Genomic DNA, 14830 nt, shown 5'->3' with positions numbered 1-14830 from the left:
GCTAACGAGAGCGGGCATCCTAGCGATTTAAAATCCAATCTAGTATAAATTATCATCCAGACATCAAAGAGGCTCTACGAGGCCGTAGAGCGCGCATACGCACATGCATCGAATCGAACATATATTCGTGAAAAGGTGGGGTATTGAATGAGTCGGATAAAAGTAAATGTTCAAAACGGAGCAGCCAGCGGACAGATTGAAATGGAGGACGCGAGCCATGAGCACAAGTCGGCCCTGATTCGCGGGTTCATGCGAATATTCAGCAGCCTAGTGCCAGGGCGAGCGGCCGGGGGAGCGGAGCCAACAACATCAAAGGCGAAGGCAGTCCGGCGGGAACCTGATGTTCTGCTGCAAAAGGCAGAGGCGAAGCCGAGGACAGCGCCGGTTCTAAGGAGCGAACCACAAGAGCCGGCCGGGGATTCGATAGAAGTCAGCAAGCCGCCTCTGCTTCATTCGGAACGCACGCTTAGTGTTTCGATTGGGGAAGCTGTAGCGGCTCCAGCAGACGAGCCAGAATGGTGGAAGACCGGGATCAAGTATAAGAACGGGGTGCCGCACTACCGCTGCCGGTACTGGTGTAAAAATCCGAATTGCCGGGATAAGGGAAGTGATTATATCCGTGGGGGCGAGATAGAGATCCGCTGTCGCAAGTGCGGTCAAAAATTGGCTGTACGGCTTGCTACGGGCGAATATCAGGATATTAAGACGCTGCTCCCGGAGCGGGATCAATGGGGGAACTTCTATATTGCTGATCGCCTAGTGAATGGATAAATTACTCACCACAATTTTGTGGGCAGTGGCGGGGAGGGTTATATTTCGCCCTCCTTGTCAAAAACGACGTGAATTATTCCTGAAATATTCTTGAGTCAAAAGGACGGAGGGAAAGCCAATGGCTAGGGTAGTAGTACCGAAGCAATATAAATGCACACACTGCGGATTTATCAGCAATAAAACCAAGTCGATCAAATTACCAGGGATCACATTTGCAGTTTGTTTTAAGTGTCGGGGCCGATTGACAGAAAACCCAGAGTGGCGGGAGTGGTACCGTGAGTATCACGAACGCGAACGGATAAAGAGGCAACAAGCCGTTGAACCAAAAGAGTGCGAAGGATGCGGAGAGAAGCGGCCGGCAGAAGAAATGAAATCCTTAGAAGGTTTGGACCTGTGCGATCATTGTCAAAAGATGGAGCAGAAAAGTAAACAGTTCGCCTCGTTGGAGGAAGAAGAAGGCCGCATAACTGATGAAATCATGGAACTTGAATCGGACTTGAATTGGGCACAAGAACGAGTGGATGAGATAAAGGCCAGAATCACGGAGGCCCGAAAGAGATACGATGAGAACGAGCTTAGAATGACGAATTTTGATTGGGCTATTGAGGGGAAGGGTGAATAAGATGGGCGCAACAGGAGAGTTAAATTTAGTGCGGATGAGCGGTGAAATGCGGTTTTCCTCGATGACGGATAAGGTCGCACTTGATGATTTGCAATACTCTGCTTTGAAGATGTCCGCTTGGCTACAAATGCTGAACAACGGCATGAAACCAGTCTCGTGGGCGAAACCCAACCGCAGAGGCACCCGCGTTAAATGGGAGTCAATCAATAGTCGTGAAGAAGAAAATTGGTCATTTGATGAATTGGAAGGCTTCGTGAATGCGATTAAAAAGCGATTCGGGGCCGACATAGAGTTGATACGGGAGGAAGTGAAACGGACATGAAAGTAGAGTTTGATTTTAATCTTCTCCGTTGGATCATCGGATACTGGATGCTTGGGTTCGGCGCAAGACGACAACATGCATTTTATATTGGCCCGTTCGCTTTATGCCTTACCGCAGGAGGTACAGGGGATGAGTAATGGACCTGTCTATAAGAATAGTGAAGTTATCGGCAATTACTCAGACTATTGGTTGCTGGCTATAAAGCAGATGAAGGAACATGGAGCTATAGATACACAACAACAAAGATCGCTGAACAGGAAGGTAAAGAACTGGTGGTATGACAAGATGAAAGAATTGGAGGGCCTAAGGGATGTATGAATGGTTGAAGTGGCCTTTGATTATTCTGGCCATTGCATTCCTGACGAATGGATTCAACTTCGTAACAATCAATAAACATTACCATGGGAAGGAAGAGGATAAATGAACGAGATGAAAAATGATCGTGTCATTACGTCCGCCATTCCAGAAATGGGACATGGCCCGATCACATACGAGACTCAAGAAGGCGGGACAAAGCAGTTACGTGACAATGTTTCTCGCCTGTGGTGTGCATGCGGCAAACCTGCAACAAAGTATACGTTTGGGAACCAGTCTCCGCATGATTTTCAATGCATGGAATGTGCGGGCGGAGAGGAGATAAAGATTAAAAGTGGGCCGAATAGGGAGCGGGAAGGAACGGAAAAGGGGAGCATGGGACAACTCGCTATGTTCACTCTTGATGAAAATGAGACTTGGAGAAGAGTAGAGGAACGGTTGGAGTCGGCAATGCTCTATAAGCGGTTTGGCTTTATTCGTCGCGAGGCCAAGGTAACGGCCACATACAGCGACATGCCGCGAAGCAACACCAATGTAACAAGCGACCAGACAGGCGACCTATCCACATACAACGTAGACCGGGAGGAAAAGCTGCAGCGGGAGTACGAGCAAGTTATGCGGGCCGTAGGGCAGTTGTCAGACACACAACGTGAAATCATAGAACAGCGTTATCTGACCGATGAGGGAGTAACGGACATTAACGTATATGTCGAAATGGGAATGCCAGAGCGGAGCTATTACCTCGCCAAGTCCAAAGCAATGCACCGGCTTGCTTTCGCGCTTCGGTTGGAAGTCTATAAGGAGCCGTAAAAAATCATTGCAGACTTTTTGCAGATATTTTGCAGATATCTTGCAGTTCATTAGGAGAAAAAGCCTGTATGATTGTATTATGGCAGTAGCGTAAAGGCGCTGCCCGTGCGGACGTGCGCGAGGTTAAAACAAGGGTGCCCAAATTGATGATGTCCATTAAACGGACAGCATCTTTTGAAGGAGCTTTGTTCTCGGAGTCCGCCGGGCCGTGTACTCATAGTATGCGGTATGCAAAGGCTGGCCGACTGAGCCCCCATAATCAGCGGTGATCAGTAAGCCCTACATTATCGAGCCACAACAAAGAGGCCGCAGCGGAAACGCCGATATGTAGGCATGGAAGGGATAACCTAATCCGTCAATCTGACGGTTGTGGAAGGATTGGGCAATCCTGGTCGGTATGTACCCGCTCTGGTGGTTGCTTGATGGAGCGGGATATGCCTCAAATCAAAGTGCTAACTCTTTCATTCTTGGTTATACTGATACTATCTAGTAATCAGAGGTGAGATCATGCCGGGGATGACAGAGCAAGAGCTAATGGCACGCTATAAAGACCATGTAACAAATAAGGAGTACACGTTGGCCATTTCTAAAGATGGGGAGCCTTGCGAGATTGCAGGCAAGATTATAGAGGATCTAATCAATGTGGACGGCGCTCTAATGGCTGTAACCAGCATGGGATTATTTCAACTAATTCCGGATGAAGAAATGACAATGATGTACGTGAGGAATGATCCTAGATTCGTTGCGGTGTCAGATGAAATAATAGTAAATCTCGGAAACGTAACTAAGGTTGAAAGTGACTCAAGACGTATCTGGATGCACGACCAATCAGTCGTTGGTGATGAGTCGTACTGGACAGACTTCATAAGCAAATACGACTTGTTCCAGCAAGGGAAAGTAAGCGGCTGAATATAGTAATGAATTAAGCACCTGAGAGGGTGTTTTTTTTGTTGCAATCAAAAGGACTCCTCATTAAGAGAAGTCCTTAACACCAAGTTTCTCCTTCAATGCATCTTGAAGTGTCTGGGAGAAGTTGATCCCTTCCTCGGCAGCAGCATCGTTTAGCCATTTTGGAATTGTGAGTGTCTTATTAATGGCCTTGTTGCGGATACGCTCGCGGACGAAATCGGTATTCACTTGGATAAGAGACACAAATGTACCGGCTTCTAATTGGATAGAGTCCGGCTTCGATGGCTGCGGGATATCGTCTTCATCCTCTTCCATCAAGTAAAGGTGTCCACCAAGGGCATCCTTCGCCATATGCAAGGCTTCGTCGAGGGTATCACCTTCGGTAATGCAGCCCGGCAAGTCAGGGAACGTCACGGTATATCCGCCTTCGTCTGGCTCGCCTGGGCGGAACACAGCGGGATAAATGTACTTACTCATATATGATTAACCTCCTTGGGAGAGGCAGGGCTTAAATCAGCCCCGCCTGCTCGAAGATGCTTTTTGTCGTTCTCCGTTTTAGATCTTTCTTGGGATGAGGTACAGAAACCTTTCCCTTTTTGGTTGGATGGACAAAGTGCCAGTGGTCACCTTCTGTATTCTTATGTACCCAACCATCTGATTTTAGGATTTTGATTATTTCTCTTGATGAGTACGCTTTATCAAGGTTGACCATGTTTACCTCCTTTCTGATTATATTATAACACATGTTATTACACGTGTAAAGAATAAAACAAATGTTTTTACACGTGTTGTCGTGGTGGAAGCGGGAACCGTGTTTTTGTCGTGCGATCGCCACATATAAGTAGACGGTGATTTTCACCCCATACAAAAGCCACTTATATATGAGAATACGTTTTACAAGCATTACATGATTCCGTGGTCGCTGATTATTCAGCGGCTTTTTATTATGCATAGAAAGGAATGGGAGTATGAAGTTTCTTAAATGGCTTGTACGAGTAACAGCATATCGAGAAACGGAACCACCAAGGAACCGGGGTGAACGCAGACATGGCAGAGAGACATGACAGGCTGCAGCGTTGTGTCAAAATAACACACGCTTGCGGACACACGAAGTACCGTACTGAGATATTCAGGGGAGAAGATGAAGAGAAGCAGAAGATCCGATTCTTTGAAAAGCTGAACTGTCCTGATTGTGCATCGGAGCGGGAACAGCCAGACAAGTGTCGGCGCTGCGCGTGGGGCAAGTGGGATGGAGTGGCACAAACATGCCTGATACCGCTGAGATGTTGGAGGGATGAAGATGCCGCCCAAGCCTAAGCGACCCTGCAGCAAGCCGGGGTGCCCGGAGTTGACGACAGAACGCTGCTGCGAGAAGCACAAGGCAGCAGCTTCACAAGCGATGCCAAGCCGCTCATATGCCAAAACTATACGGACGGCGCTGGCGAAAATACCGGGAACAGTACCTCGCCCTGCATCCGCTATGTGTATGTGATGAATGCAAAGGGAAAGAGGTTCCTTTGGCTGCTGATGTAGTGGACCATATTAAACCACACAAGGGCAATTACAACTTGTTCTGGGACCCAGAGAACCACCAACCAATGAACAAGCGATGTCATGATAGGAAGACGGCCAAAGAGGACGGAGGTTTCGGTCATGGACTATACAACGATTGCTATTAAGGTTTCGATTGTGATCCTTATATTAATCAATGCTCGCTATTTGGAAAAACAAATAGATGCCCGTAATTATGGGCGGGCAGCTAGAATAACAGCGATCACAGCCTTGCTCATAGCATCATACGCGCTTTGAATGGAGCTTCTTTATTCGAGGGGATGGAGGGATTAGGGGTTGAGTTCGGGATCCTTGTTATATAAGTGCAGGCAGTGCGGCGTTGTTGAAAAGAATGTACATGTACCTGATGTCATGATTGCGTTGGTGAACATAACGATGGGTGAGCCACTACCTAAAGAATGGGGTGGTAGTGTTGGCTTAATAGGGATGCATTCATGTAGTGATGGAAGGATAGGGGTTACTGACTTGATAGGAGCTACTGAAAAGCGGGAGGAAAGCAGACGAGCGTTATAGGAAGGAGGGACATTGTGAAACAAAACTCACGACTCACTATTGCTTGGATAAGGATTGTGGTTACGTCGAACGAAGTCACAAGGTACGAGATGGCTTGAGGTGTCCTAGGTGTGGGGGACCAACCGCGATTGATACAGTCCGTCGTGGTTCCGATGACGCCCCCCTAGGGTCAAAAACGTGAGGCTATGAGGCGTTGAGCGCTGCCCCCTCAAGCGCACGAAAATTTCCTGAAATCAAATTTAGGGTACGCAAGGAGGTGACGTGACGATGGGGAGGAATCCGAAACCGCTGCATTTGATAAAAGGACATCTGACGAAAAAGCAGAAGTTTGAGCGACAGGACAAGGAACAGAAAATAAGCAGCCGCTTAAGAAGGGATCGCATCCGAGCGCCTGCTTGGCTGAATGATAAGGCAAAAAAAATGTTCCGAGACTTGGTAAAGCAGCTTGAAGAAACCGAATTGCTGACGAATTTAGATGTAAATGGACTTGCTCAATATTGTGACTTACATGCCCGAATGCTGGAGCTTCGAACCGAAGTGGAGGAAAAGGGATATACGTTAGTAAATGAAAATTCGCGCGGAGGTATAACCTACGTCACGAATCCGGCGCTAACGGCCTTGAATTCTACCATCAAGCTACTCCAAGCATATGAAAGTAAGTTCGGTTTAACCGTTTATGACAGAACAAAAATAGCTCTTAAAGACGAGAAGCCCAAAGAATCTGATCCGGTGACGGATCGTTTCGGTGGATATATGATTCTTGATGAGCTAGTTTCGTATTCCGAGCAAGTCATAAGCGGTGAAATAGTAGCGTGCAAGAAGCATAAACAGGCGTGTAGGCGGTTCCTGCGCGACCTTGAACGACAAGATACAGGCGATTTTCCCTATGTCTTTGTCGAAGAGTACGCGGAGCGTTTTTTGGACTGGATGCGGCTTTTCAAACACCGTAAAGGCGCGTTAGCAAGGCAGCATATTGAACCGCATATCATACAGAAGTTTGTATTCGGAAATATCTACGGTTGGGTGCATCGCGATACTGGATATCGGCGGTTTAATAAAGCCTACTGGCAGGTAGCGCGAAAAAATGCCAAGTCGCAGTCACTGGCCTGCGTTGGATCATATGAAACCATCGCCTTCGGGGAATATGCCTCCGAGGTTTATTGTGCTGCCACGAAAAAGAAGCAATCCAAGATTGTTTGGAACGAAGCTGCCGCAATGCTAAAAGGTTGCTCTGAACTCATTAGACGAGGAACCATCAAGATAGCTAACGGGCAGATCCAGCACCTTAAATCAGAATCCTTTATGGAAGCTCTCTCGAAAGAGGATGGCAAAGAAGGTGACGGGACAAACGTACAATGTGGGATTGTGGATGAATATCACCTACACAAAACCACGGAGTTTTACGACGTCTTAGCATCCGGTATGATAGCCCGCGAAGAGCCGTTACTCATGATTATCACGACCGCGGGACGAAATCTGAACCATCCATGTTATCGAATAGAGTACAACTTTGTATCAAAGCTGCTCGATCCAAATGTTGACCTAGAAAATGACGAATACTTTGCTATGGTCAATGAGTTGGACGAAGATGACGACATTACCGATGAACGCAACTGGATTAAAGCAAACCCTATTGTCGCAAGCTACCCGGCTGGACTCAAGATGCTGCGAAGCGAGTTGAAAATGGCGCTTGGCAGATCCTGAAAAGATGGTCGCGTTCAAAAATTAAGAACATGAACGTATGGGTAGACGCCAAACTAATCCGGCTACATGGACATGGGCAAGTGGAAAGCATGCGGTACCACGAAGGACAATCCGATGCCGGACACTAACGGACTAGATGCGGTTGTTGGAATCGATTTGTCACGTACAACTGACCTAACCAGTTGCAGCTTTGACATAGAATTGCCGGACGGACGTCTAGCCGTCTTTAGTCACTCATTTATTCCAGAGGAAAAGCTGGCTGAACGTAAACAGTCGGACAAGATGCCATATGACCTATGGATAAAGGAAGGGTGGCTAACGGTGACGCCTGGCGCGGTAGTTGATTATGACTTTGTAATGGCCTATATCCCACAAGAAGCAGAGCGGCGAGGCTGGAACATCAAAGAAATATGTTATGACCCATACAATGCAACGCAATTCTCTACGGCAATGGCAAACGCAGGATTTGTAATGATCGAGATTAGGCAGGGCATTAAAACGCTGAACGCTCCGACCAAAATTTCAGGAGCGCGTCTACATGGGGCAGGTCATTCATGAAAACGATCCTGTACTTGGTTGGGCGATGGCAAACGCAATTGTTAAAGTGGATGCACAGGATAATATAATGCTGGACAAAGCAAAGAGTGTTGAACGTATCGACCCGGCAGCCGCATTAATAAATGCACATGTCAGAGTATACATTTCGGGTAACGAGCAAGATTTGAACAAGCATGTATTAAGTGAAGATTTCTCGTTCTAGGGAGGGGGTGAAGAATTGCGGCGAAATAGATTCTTTCGTATGGGCTGGTTTCAATTCCTTCACAGACGTTCAGAAGATACATCGGACTTGAAGAATCCCAAGTCATGGTTTTTGGACCTGTTTGGGGGAAAGAAAACGGCCAGCGGCGAGCGTGTCACCAGCGAATCGGCCCTAATGAATAGTAATGTTTATACCTGTGCAAGCATCCTGGGCGGTGATATCGGCAAACTTCCGATCCATGTCTACCGGAAAAAGAAGGGCGGGCGCGAAAAGGATAGCAGTCACCCGTCGCTGAACTGCTTGGCAGCAGGCCCAACCCATACATGACGGCTTACATCTTCAAGGAACTAATGATGGTACATGTTTGTGGCCTGGGGAAATGGATATGCCAACATTGAGTGGCATACAAGCGGCCCATATAATGGCATGCCCAAGGCGTTGTGGCCCCTTAACCCGTCGAAAACTGATGTTCACGTTGATCCCCAAACCGGACAAGTATGGTACATTACAACCTTGCCGAATGGAGAAACGAGAAAGTTGCCGCATTGGGATGTACTGCATTTCAAGTCGATCAGTAAGTCGGGGCTCAGGGGATCACTCCAATACAAGTCATCCGGGAGGAAATTGGTGTACAGCAAGCACAGAAAAAATTCATCGGCAGCTTTTACAGCAGCGGGACAACGACGAGGGGCATTCTCAAAACTCCGAAGCCGCTTGATAAGCCTGCCCGGGAAGTTGTTCGAGACGAATGCAGAAGGCGAATTCCGGGCTGACTAATGCTCATCGTATTGCGATATTGGATGCAGGCTTCGACTATCAAAGCTTAGGTATGCCATTGGCGGATGCTCAATTCATTGAGACCGGCCCAATTAGGGATAAAAGAGGTTGCCAAGATATATAAGGTGCCGCCTTACAAATTAGGGATTACGGACACTAAATATAGCAATATGGAAAACCTCTCCCTGGAGTATGTAAAAAGCACTCTCCAGCCTATCTTTGCGAATTGGGAGCAGGAAATTGACTGGAAGCTATTCACTGGTACAGAACGGCGGGTTTATTATACGAAGTTCAACGTAACCAGTGAGCTGCGAGGCGATTCGAAGAGTCGGGCAGAATTTTATAAGAACATGATCCAGATCGGGCCTTATTCAATAAATAAGGTGCTGGAATTGGAAGATGAAGACGGCATCGGCCCTATAGGCGACAAGCATTATATGAGTTTGAACTACACAACACTTGATATTTTAGAACAGTACCAGCTCATGAAAGCAGGAATAAAGAACAGCGAAGATACAGAGGGGGGGAGGTGAAGATGGTGAGGACGATGGAAAAGGAACGCCGGATGCTGACGAACAAGGTTGAATTAAGAGCAGATAATGAAGAATCAGCTCCGCGAATCGTTGGATACGGGTTGCGGTTCAATGTTTGGTCGCAGGACCTTGGCGGATTTGTCGAACGGATAGATCCCAAGGCCATTAATGAGGCAGACATGTCCGACGTCCGCTGTCTGATTGACCATGAGAGCGGCAAAGTCCTCGGGCGAACAACATCCGGCACCTTGAGACTGGCCGTTGATGACTTCGGGCTGCGATATGAGGTTGATCCGCCAGATACAACATACGCAAGCGACCTTATCAAGGTGATGAAGCGGGGCGATATCAACCAGTCAAGCTTCGCATTCAGGATCGACTATGAGAATGACGGTGACGAGTGGATTTATGACGAAAAATCAGGATTGTACAATCGAACCATTCGTAAAATAAAACGTGTTTTTGATGTTAGTGTCGTCACATACGCGGCTTATGTGCAAGCTGAATCGCTAGTATCCAACCGCAGTTTGGAATGTTACCAAAATGAGCTACGCAGGAAACAAGAACAAGAAAAGTTACTTCTTGAAATCGACCTTTTGGGGATCTAAAGGGCCGATTTTTTTTATACCCAAAATCAGAAAGCGAGGAATTGAAATGGACGAAAAAGAACGCGAGTTACGCCAGAAAACTGGCGGCAAAGTTGGATGAAGCCCGCAACCTGACGAATGGCGGGAAGTTGGAGGAAGCCCGGGCTGCTGCGGATGCCGCCAAAGAACTACGAAAGCAAATTGACCTACATGAAGAGTTGCGAGCAACAGACACCGGCGGAAAAAACTACACCTATCGATGAACCAAAAGCCGATGATGAGCGATCTTTCGATATTAAAAAAGAGTATCGCAGCGCATTCCAGAAGTACATCAAGTACGGGAAAAGACGCAGAGCTGACGGATGATGAACAACGAGCGCTGAAGGAAATGAAAACTCAAGCTCGCTCGATGTCGGAAGGTGAGAAGGCAAGTGGGGGCATTCTCGTACCGGAAGATATTTCGTTCGATATTATCAAGCAGAAAAAGACGAAGCGATCCGTTCGTAATCTAGTTGGAGTCAAGACAGTGGGCACTCTTTCGGGTAGCCGGCCGAAGCGTCGCGGCACAGACATGCGTATGAAGAAGGTTGGAGAAAAGACCAAAATTGACGAAATGGACACGCCGCAATACAGTGAGATTAACTATAAGGTTCGTAAGTATGCCGGTATTTTTGAGGTGACGAACGAACTTATGGCCGATAGTGCTGTAAGCATTGATGAGGAGTTGCGGGACTGGTACAGCGAGATTTCACTTAACACCGAAAAACGCCGAAGTTTTCTACGGCCCAGGCGGTGAGGACGACTGCGAAGGCATCTTCACTTCGACGCAATATCGTACACTGAAATGCCCTGCAGAGGTTGACGTGAAAACACTCCGCAAGCTTAAAAACATGGTCGATGCTTCGTATCGTGCAGGTGCTAAGTTTGTAATGAACACGTCGGCCACCGAGACGCTTGCAGACATTAAGTATTCGGATGGTAAAAGTGTCCTTGTGCCTGATCCAACGAAGGCGGATGTATTTACGCTGTTCGGCTTCCAGGTTGAGATCTTTGACGACATCAAGAATGAAAACGGAAAGACAAAGATTGCATTCGGCAATTTCGAGGTCGGCTACTATTTCTTCGATAGAAAGTCGTTAGAAGCTAAGACGACGGACGTGGGCGGCGATGCATTTGAAAATGACACAACACTTACCCGCGTGATTCAGCGATTCGACGGAAAGCCGGCAAACGAGGATGCAATTGTTATCTTGACCGATGTACCAGTCAGCGAATAAATAAGGGGAGGGCTTGCCCTCCCGGAAAGGGGCAATCATCATGGGGTACATGACCAAAAACTATTCAACCGGCGATATTTTATATATAGGCGGGGAACTGGCGATAAACCAAGGACGGCAAGATAACTAAAGATGGAAAGGCTATTGAATTGGTTGATAAATCCTATGTGGATCAGGAAATCAAAAAGCTTAGGGAAGAGCTTGGCAAAGGGGGATAAGCCATGCTTTGCACCTTGGAACGATTTAAGAGCCATATGGGCGATGTAGCCAATGACGATGAATTGCTATTATATTTGATGGTCGCCAGTCAAGGCATAGAAAATTACTGCCGGCGCTCCTTTCGTAAACAGGCCTACACGGAGATCCTGAGTGGGTATGACAGTTCCCCGTATATCAATTTGCGAAACTATCCCATTCACAAGGTGGAGTCCATAACCTCTCGCGGCGGTGATATTACCGATTACGAAAGTGTCGGTGATGGAAGGTTGTATCGGTCATATGGATGGCCTAGCGGCGAGCACAATCTGTCCGTTACCTATATTGGTGGGTATGTATTGCCTGGAGATGCTAAGGAAGAGGAACCGCGAACATTGCCTGAAACGTTGGAGCTTGCTTGTATGATGTATGCTCAGTCGCTTCATGAACGTCAATTCATCCCGGTCGGTATCCAGAAAGAGCAGTTAGGGGAAATGTCCGTTACCTATGCTCAACAACAGACGGAAAAGGACATGCCGCCTGTAGTAACTGCGCTTATCTCCCCATATGTTGGGCGGTGGTACTGATGCGAATCCGACTCAAGGTAAAAGAGGACAAGAAGCAATTTCGAAAGCATAAGCAGCAAGCGGAAAGACTCTCGCGATCCCGTGCCGAGGTTGGTTGGATAGGCGACCGCGAACAGGTGCTCAAGGCGATATTTAACGAGTACGGCGCTAACATACCGGTAACCGACAAAATGAGAAAAAAACTACTTACCATGGGTGTTCATCTACGCGATGACACCCATTTCATTTCTATTCCTGAGCGGCCGTTTTTACGTGCGGGATATGACGCATACGAAGGGGCGCTTGCGAGGCTTATGCAGTCTCTTGTCGGGCAAGCTTTGGCCGGCACAATCACGCCAGAGCGGGCTTTGGAGCGGGCAGCAAAGGAACTCAAAAAGCACATTCAGGCGCACATTGAAAAAGGATCCTTCGTGCCCAATTCGGAGTTAACGCAAAAGCTGAAGGGCGGGAATCATCCTCTGATAGACGAAAAGAAGCTGATGGACACGTTGGAATACGAGGTGCATATGCAATGAATCCAAGGCAGTTTGAAGGGCTGTTACGTCGCTTTTCGAAGCCTTTTCAGGTGATTGTGAAGACGGAGTGGCACTTGGATCAATCCACGGGGGATTGGATTCCCGGCGGTGAGTCGGAAACGGTCACGGACTACGGGGCAATTGTGGCCCTTCCGCAACGCACCGTGATCCAATCAGGGGGCATGTACACCGAAGAGGATAGACACCTGTATACGAAGCGCGAGCTCCCCTTACAAACGGAGGTGCTACATGGAGGGCTCAAGTACAAAGTGCATGATAAAAACGATTACGCCGAGTATACGGCGATCAATCGTTACGTGCTGAAGCGGGTGAGTTTATTTGATAGACCATCAACAGATTAAAACCGCCTTCGTGGGGCCGCTGCGTAACTATCTTGGGGTGACGGTTCAAATGCAGGATCAGGCGGTGCCGCAACCTCCATACCCATTCATCGGATTCACTTTCGTTGCGCCATACGTTGATCAGTCGCCATATGGTGTTCATTCAATCCGCGAGGATAGGCACAGGATCGAAAAACTGGCTAGGGTAACCATCTCCATTACCTGCTATGCAAAGTCGAGTCAAGACGGTTACCGGATATCAGGACAGGCTCGGGACTGGTTTCAGGGTATCGGGCGCAACCTGCTAAAGGATGCAGGCATTGTCGTCGTCAAGTTGGAAGCAACGACAGCGCGTGACACGCTGCTTACTTATGATTACGAGCGCAGGATAGGCTTCGATGTGCATCTGCGAATGGTGGATGTAATCGAATATGACGAAGACATGATCGAAAAAATCAAAATGAAGGAGTGAGGCGGATGAGCGCACTGAAGGATGTAACGGTTACTATTGACCTTGTCCAGCCGATTGGGCGGCTGGGCTTTGGTACGCCGTTGATTTATGGCGCCAAGGCGAAGGGGCATGATTTCAAGTATTATTACGAGTTGGATGCGGTCCTGAAGGACTTCCAGGAGACTTCCCCGGAATATCTGGCCGCAAAGTCGATCTTTGCTCAGGGTGACAAGCGGCCGGATAAAATCGCAATTGCATGCCGAGATACGGCAAACGAAGAAGAACAGTATTTTGCAGACCACCTCGCCAAGCTGCTCGATAAAGATTGGTATTTTCTGATATGTACCAGCAACGCCCGGGAAGAGGTGTTGAAGATCGCAGATGTCATCGAATTGGATGGCTCGAAGATGTTTTTCACCCGGACGGACAATATCGAGGACGCCAAGGCGATCCAGGCGGCAGCCATGGAGCGGACCGTTGTATTCTATCACAACTGCGCCAATGCCTACCCGGAGGCCGGATGGATTGGCGCAGTTGCGGCGGCTCCCGTTGGTTCCGTGACATGGAAGTTTAAAGAGATCAAAGGATTGAGCCCTCTTGAAATTTCAGCCACGGAGCTTCAAGAAATCCACGACGCCGGAGCCGTGGCATATGTTCGAAAGGCCGGGCGTGGCGGGACAAGTGAGGGCAAGACATCCACGGGGGTATACATTGATATCATCCACGCCAAGGATTACGTGAAATTTAATATGGAGTATCAGCTACAGCAGTTGCTCAACAATACGCCGAAAATCCCATTCACGGACGCGGGCATTGCTCTTATTGAAGGACAATGCACAAGCGTACTGAAGGATGCTTTCAACAACGGGATCATCGCGGCGGACGAGAATGGATTGCCATTGTATTCGGTGTATTTTAAAAAGCGCGAAGAGATCCGGCGGACATTCGGCAACGCGGGAATACAACGAGGGTTCTTTTGAGTTTGAACTGGCCGGAGCGGTACACAGTGTGAAAATAAAAGGCTCTATCAAATTTTAAGGGTGAGGTGAGGATAGATGGCAGCATCAACGAATTATGATGCAATGGATGTCACAGTCACGGTCGATGGGACATTTATTACCGGCTTTGCCGAGGGGTCTATGGTTGAAGGCGAGAAGGACGAGGACAACTTCGCGGCATCGGTTGGAGCACAGGGAGATGTGGTTGTGTCCGAAGTGAACAACCCACTAGGGACCATTACGATTACACTTCAGCAAACTTCTCCTTCAG

Annotated in this window: 22 protein-coding genes and 2 pseudogenes; 22 read left to right on the top strand and 2 right to left on the bottom strand. The window is 48.0% G+C overall.

Annotated elements, in window-relative coordinates:
- Nucleotides 1–147 precede the first annotated feature (147 nt).
- The 6 genes from OCY70_RS34740 (at nucleotide 148) to OCY70_RS34715 (ending at nucleotide 3749) form a co-directional block, all read left to right on the top strand.
- Nucleotides 148–771, top strand: a complete 624-nt coding sequence (locus OCY70_RS34740; protein WP_213431289.1) for a hypothetical protein — start codon at nucleotides 148–150, stop codon at nucleotides 769–771.
- Nucleotides 772–889: 118 nt separating this feature from the next.
- Entirely contained in the window at nucleotides 890–1393 is a 504-nt protein-coding gene (locus OCY70_RS34735) for a hypothetical protein (RefSeq protein ID WP_213431290.1), read from the top strand.
- A 1-nt stretch (nucleotide 1394) separates the two neighbouring features.
- Complete coding sequence (locus OCY70_RS34730) at nucleotides 1395–1715, top strand: hypothetical protein (RefSeq protein WP_213431291.1); 321 nt, start codon at nucleotides 1395–1397, stop codon at nucleotides 1713–1715.
- A gap of 129 nt (nucleotides 1716–1844) precedes the next feature.
- Complete coding sequence (locus OCY70_RS34725; RefSeq protein ID WP_213431292.1) at nucleotides 1845–2033, top strand: hypothetical protein; 189 nt, start codon at nucleotides 1845–1847, stop codon at nucleotides 2031–2033.
- Between the two features lie 102 nt (nucleotides 2034–2135).
- Complete coding sequence (locus tag OCY70_RS34720) at nucleotides 2136–2840, top strand: ArpU family phage packaging/lysis transcriptional regulator (RefSeq protein WP_249725665.1); 705 nt, start codon at nucleotides 2136–2138, stop codon at nucleotides 2838–2840.
- Nucleotides 2841–3356: 516 nt separating this feature from the next.
- On the top strand, nucleotides 3357–3749 hold the full coding sequence (locus OCY70_RS34715) for a hypothetical protein (RefSeq protein ID WP_261948775.1): 393 nt from the start codon (nucleotides 3357–3359) through the stop codon (nucleotides 3747–3749).
- Nucleotides 3750–3812: 63 nt separating this feature from the next.
- Here OCY70_RS34715 and OCY70_RS34710 read toward each other — a convergent pair whose 3' ends face one another.
- Both OCY70_RS34710 and OCY70_RS34705 read right to left on the bottom strand, forming a co-directional pair.
- Nucleotides 3813–4226 carry a type II toxin-antitoxin system HicB family antitoxin gene (locus OCY70_RS34710; RefSeq protein ID WP_213430754.1) on the bottom strand — a complete coding sequence of 138 codons (414 nt, stop codon included), beginning with the start codon at nucleotides 4224–4226 and terminating at the stop codon, nucleotides 3813–3815.
- A 31-nt stretch (nucleotides 4227–4257) separates the two neighbouring features.
- A complete protein-coding gene (locus tag OCY70_RS34705; RefSeq protein WP_213430755.1) occupies nucleotides 4258–4461 on the bottom strand; it encodes a type II toxin-antitoxin system HicA family toxin in 204 nt (67 codons plus the stop codon).
- A 703-nt stretch (nucleotides 4462–5164) separates the two neighbouring features.
- On the opposite strand from OCY70_RS34705, the gene OCY70_RS34700 reads away from it, so the two are divergent.
- From OCY70_RS34700 to OCY70_RS34625, 16 genes and pseudogenes are all read left to right on the top strand, one after another.
- Nucleotides 5165–5428, top strand: coding sequence for an HNH endonuclease signature motif containing protein (locus tag OCY70_RS34700; protein ID WP_261948966.1), 264 nt, complete (start codon nucleotides 5165–5167; stop codon nucleotides 5426–5428).
- Complete coding sequence (locus tag OCY70_RS34695; protein ID WP_213430757.1) at nucleotides 5403–5558, top strand: hypothetical protein; 156 nt, start codon at nucleotides 5403–5405, stop codon at nucleotides 5556–5558. The genes OCY70_RS34700 and OCY70_RS34695 overlap by 26 nt, the downstream gene beginning before the upstream one ends.
- Nucleotides 5559–6101: 543 nt before the next feature.
- Nucleotides 6102–6557, top strand: a pseudogene (locus OCY70_RS34690) (phage terminase small subunit P27 family); the annotation flags it as partial.
- A 30-nt stretch (nucleotides 6558–6587) separates the two neighbouring features.
- A pseudogene (locus OCY70_RS34685) lies at nucleotides 6588–8298 on the top strand (terminase large subunit).
- Nucleotides 8299–8385: 87 nt separating this feature from the next.
- A complete protein-coding gene (locus OCY70_RS34680; protein ID WP_261948965.1) occupies nucleotides 8386–8625 on the top strand; it encodes a hypothetical protein in 240 nt (79 codons plus the stop codon).
- A 527-nt stretch (nucleotides 8626–9152) separates the two neighbouring features.
- A complete protein-coding gene (locus OCY70_RS34675; protein ID WP_261948964.1) occupies nucleotides 9153–9608 on the top strand; it encodes a phage portal protein in 456 nt (151 codons plus the stop codon).
- A gap of 14 nt (nucleotides 9609–9622) precedes the next feature.
- Nucleotides 9623–10216, top strand: coding sequence for an HK97 family phage prohead protease (locus OCY70_RS34670; RefSeq protein WP_213430760.1), 594 nt, complete (start codon nucleotides 9623–9625; stop codon nucleotides 10214–10216).
- 41 nt (nucleotides 10217–10257) lie between these two features.
- Nucleotides 10258–10458, top strand: a complete 201-nt coding sequence (locus OCY70_RS34665) for a hypothetical protein (protein WP_261948963.1) — start codon at nucleotides 10258–10260, stop codon at nucleotides 10456–10458.
- Nucleotides 10459–10469: 11 nt separating this feature from the next.
- The gene (locus OCY70_RS34660; protein ID WP_261948962.1) at nucleotides 10470–10991 is read left to right on the top strand and encodes a phage major capsid protein; all 522 of its coding nucleotides are present in this window, start codon (nucleotides 10470–10472) and stop codon (nucleotides 10989–10991) included.
- On the top strand, nucleotides 10912–11472 hold the full coding sequence (locus tag OCY70_RS34655) for a phage major capsid protein (RefSeq protein ID WP_261948961.1): 561 nt from the start codon (nucleotides 10912–10914) through the stop codon (nucleotides 11470–11472). Before OCY70_RS34660 ends, OCY70_RS34655 begins: the two co-directional genes overlap by 80 nt.
- Nucleotides 11473–11693: 221 nt before the next feature.
- Nucleotides 11694–12254, top strand: a complete 561-nt coding sequence (locus OCY70_RS34650; RefSeq protein ID WP_213430763.1) for a phage gp6-like head-tail connector protein — start codon at nucleotides 11694–11696, stop codon at nucleotides 12252–12254.
- Entirely contained in the window at nucleotides 12254–12769 is a 516-nt protein-coding gene (locus OCY70_RS34645; protein ID WP_213430764.1) for a hypothetical protein, read from the top strand. The genes OCY70_RS34650 and OCY70_RS34645 overlap by 1 nt, the downstream gene beginning before the upstream one ends.
- Nucleotides 12766–13131, top strand: coding sequence for a hypothetical protein (locus OCY70_RS34640; protein ID WP_213430765.1), 366 nt, complete (start codon nucleotides 12766–12768; stop codon nucleotides 13129–13131). Before OCY70_RS34645 ends, OCY70_RS34640 begins: the two co-directional genes overlap by 4 nt.
- Nucleotides 13109–13582 (top strand): phage neck terminator protein, encoded by a 474-nt coding sequence (locus OCY70_RS34635; protein ID WP_213430766.1) that lies wholly within the window; start codon nucleotides 13109–13111, stop codon nucleotides 13580–13582. The genes OCY70_RS34640 and OCY70_RS34635 overlap by 23 nt, the downstream gene beginning before the upstream one ends.
- Nucleotides 13583–13587: 5 nt before the next feature.
- Nucleotides 13588–14541 (top strand): DUF3383 domain-containing protein, encoded by a 954-nt coding sequence (locus OCY70_RS34630; protein WP_261948960.1) that lies wholly within the window; start codon nucleotides 13588–13590, stop codon nucleotides 14539–14541.
- Between the two features lie 75 nt (nucleotides 14542–14616).
- Nucleotides 14617–14830, top strand: a 214-nt coding sequence (locus tag OCY70_RS34625) for a DUF3277 family protein (RefSeq protein WP_261948959.1), incomplete at its 3' end; no start/stop codon positions are given.

This window comes from Paenibacillus melissococcoides (genome assembly GCA_944800085.1).
In the GTDB taxonomy this organism is placed as follows: Bacteria; Bacillota; Bacilli; order Paenibacillales; family Paenibacillaceae; genus Paenibacillus_B; species Paenibacillus_B melissococcoides.
This window is presented reverse-complemented; position numbering and strand designations above follow the sequence as displayed.

What these genes read in the sequence shown, in the direction of transcription:
- OCY70_RS34735 (WP_213431290.1), top strand. Translation starts at nt 890, where the DNA reads ATGGCTAGGGTAGTAGTACCGAAGCAATATAAATGCACACACTGCGGA.
- OCY70_RS34695 (WP_213430757.1), top strand. Translation starts at nt 5,403, where the DNA reads ATGGACTATACAACGATTGCTATTAAGGTTTCGATTGTGATCCTTATA.
- OCY70_RS34705 (WP_213430755.1), bottom strand. Translation starts at nt 4,461, where the DNA reads ATGGTCAACCTTGATAAAGCGTACTCATCAAGAGAAATAATCAAAATC.
- OCY70_RS34640 (WP_213430765.1), top strand. Translation starts at nt 12,766, where the DNA reads ATGAATCCAAGGCAGTTTGAAGGGCTGTTACGTCGCTTTTCGAAGCCT.
- OCY70_RS34650 (WP_213430763.1), top strand. Translation starts at nt 11,694, where the DNA reads ATGCTTTGCACCTTGGAACGATTTAAGAGCCATATGGGCGATGTAGCC.
- OCY70_RS34660 (WP_261948962.1), top strand. Translation starts at nt 10,470, where the DNA reads ATGATGAGCGATCTTTCGATATTAAAAAAGAGTATCGCAGCGCATTCC.
- OCY70_RS34720 (WP_249725665.1), top strand. Translation starts at nt 2,136, where the DNA reads ATGAACGAGATGAAAAATGATCGTGTCATTACGTCCGCCATTCCAGAA.
- OCY70_RS34730 (WP_213431291.1), top strand. Translation starts at nt 1,395, where the DNA reads ATGGGCGCAACAGGAGAGTTAAATTTAGTGCGGATGAGCGGTGAAATG.
- OCY70_RS34740 (WP_213431289.1), top strand. Translation starts at nt 148, where the DNA reads ATGAGTCGGATAAAAGTAAATGTTCAAAACGGAGCAGCCAGCGGACAG.
- OCY70_RS34715 (WP_261948775.1), top strand. Translation starts at nt 3,357, where the DNA reads ATGACAGAGCAAGAGCTAATGGCACGCTATAAAGACCATGTAACAAAT.
- OCY70_RS34655 (WP_261948961.1), top strand. Translation starts at nt 10,912, where the DNA reads ATGAGGAGTTGCGGGACTGGTACAGCGAGATTTCACTTAACACCGAAA.
- OCY70_RS34645 (WP_213430764.1), top strand. Translation starts at nt 12,254, where the DNA reads ATGCGAATCCGACTCAAGGTAAAAGAGGACAAGAAGCAATTTCGAAAG.
- OCY70_RS34725 (WP_213431292.1), top strand. Translation starts at nt 1,845, where the DNA reads ATGAGTAATGGACCTGTCTATAAGAATAGTGAAGTTATCGGCAATTAC.
- OCY70_RS34710 (WP_213430754.1), bottom strand. Translation starts at nt 4,226, where the DNA reads ATGAGTAAGTACATTTATCCCGCTGTGTTCCGCCCAGGCGAGCCAGAC.
- OCY70_RS34700 (WP_261948966.1), top strand. Translation starts at nt 5,165, where the DNA reads ATGCCAAAACTATACGGACGGCGCTGGCGAAAATACCGGGAACAGTAC.
- OCY70_RS34630 (WP_261948960.1), top strand. Translation starts at nt 13,588, where the DNA reads ATGAGCGCACTGAAGGATGTAACGGTTACTATTGACCTTGTCCAGCCG.
- OCY70_RS34670 (WP_213430760.1), top strand. Translation starts at nt 9,623, where the DNA reads ATGGAAAAGGAACGCCGGATGCTGACGAACAAGGTTGAATTAAGAGCA.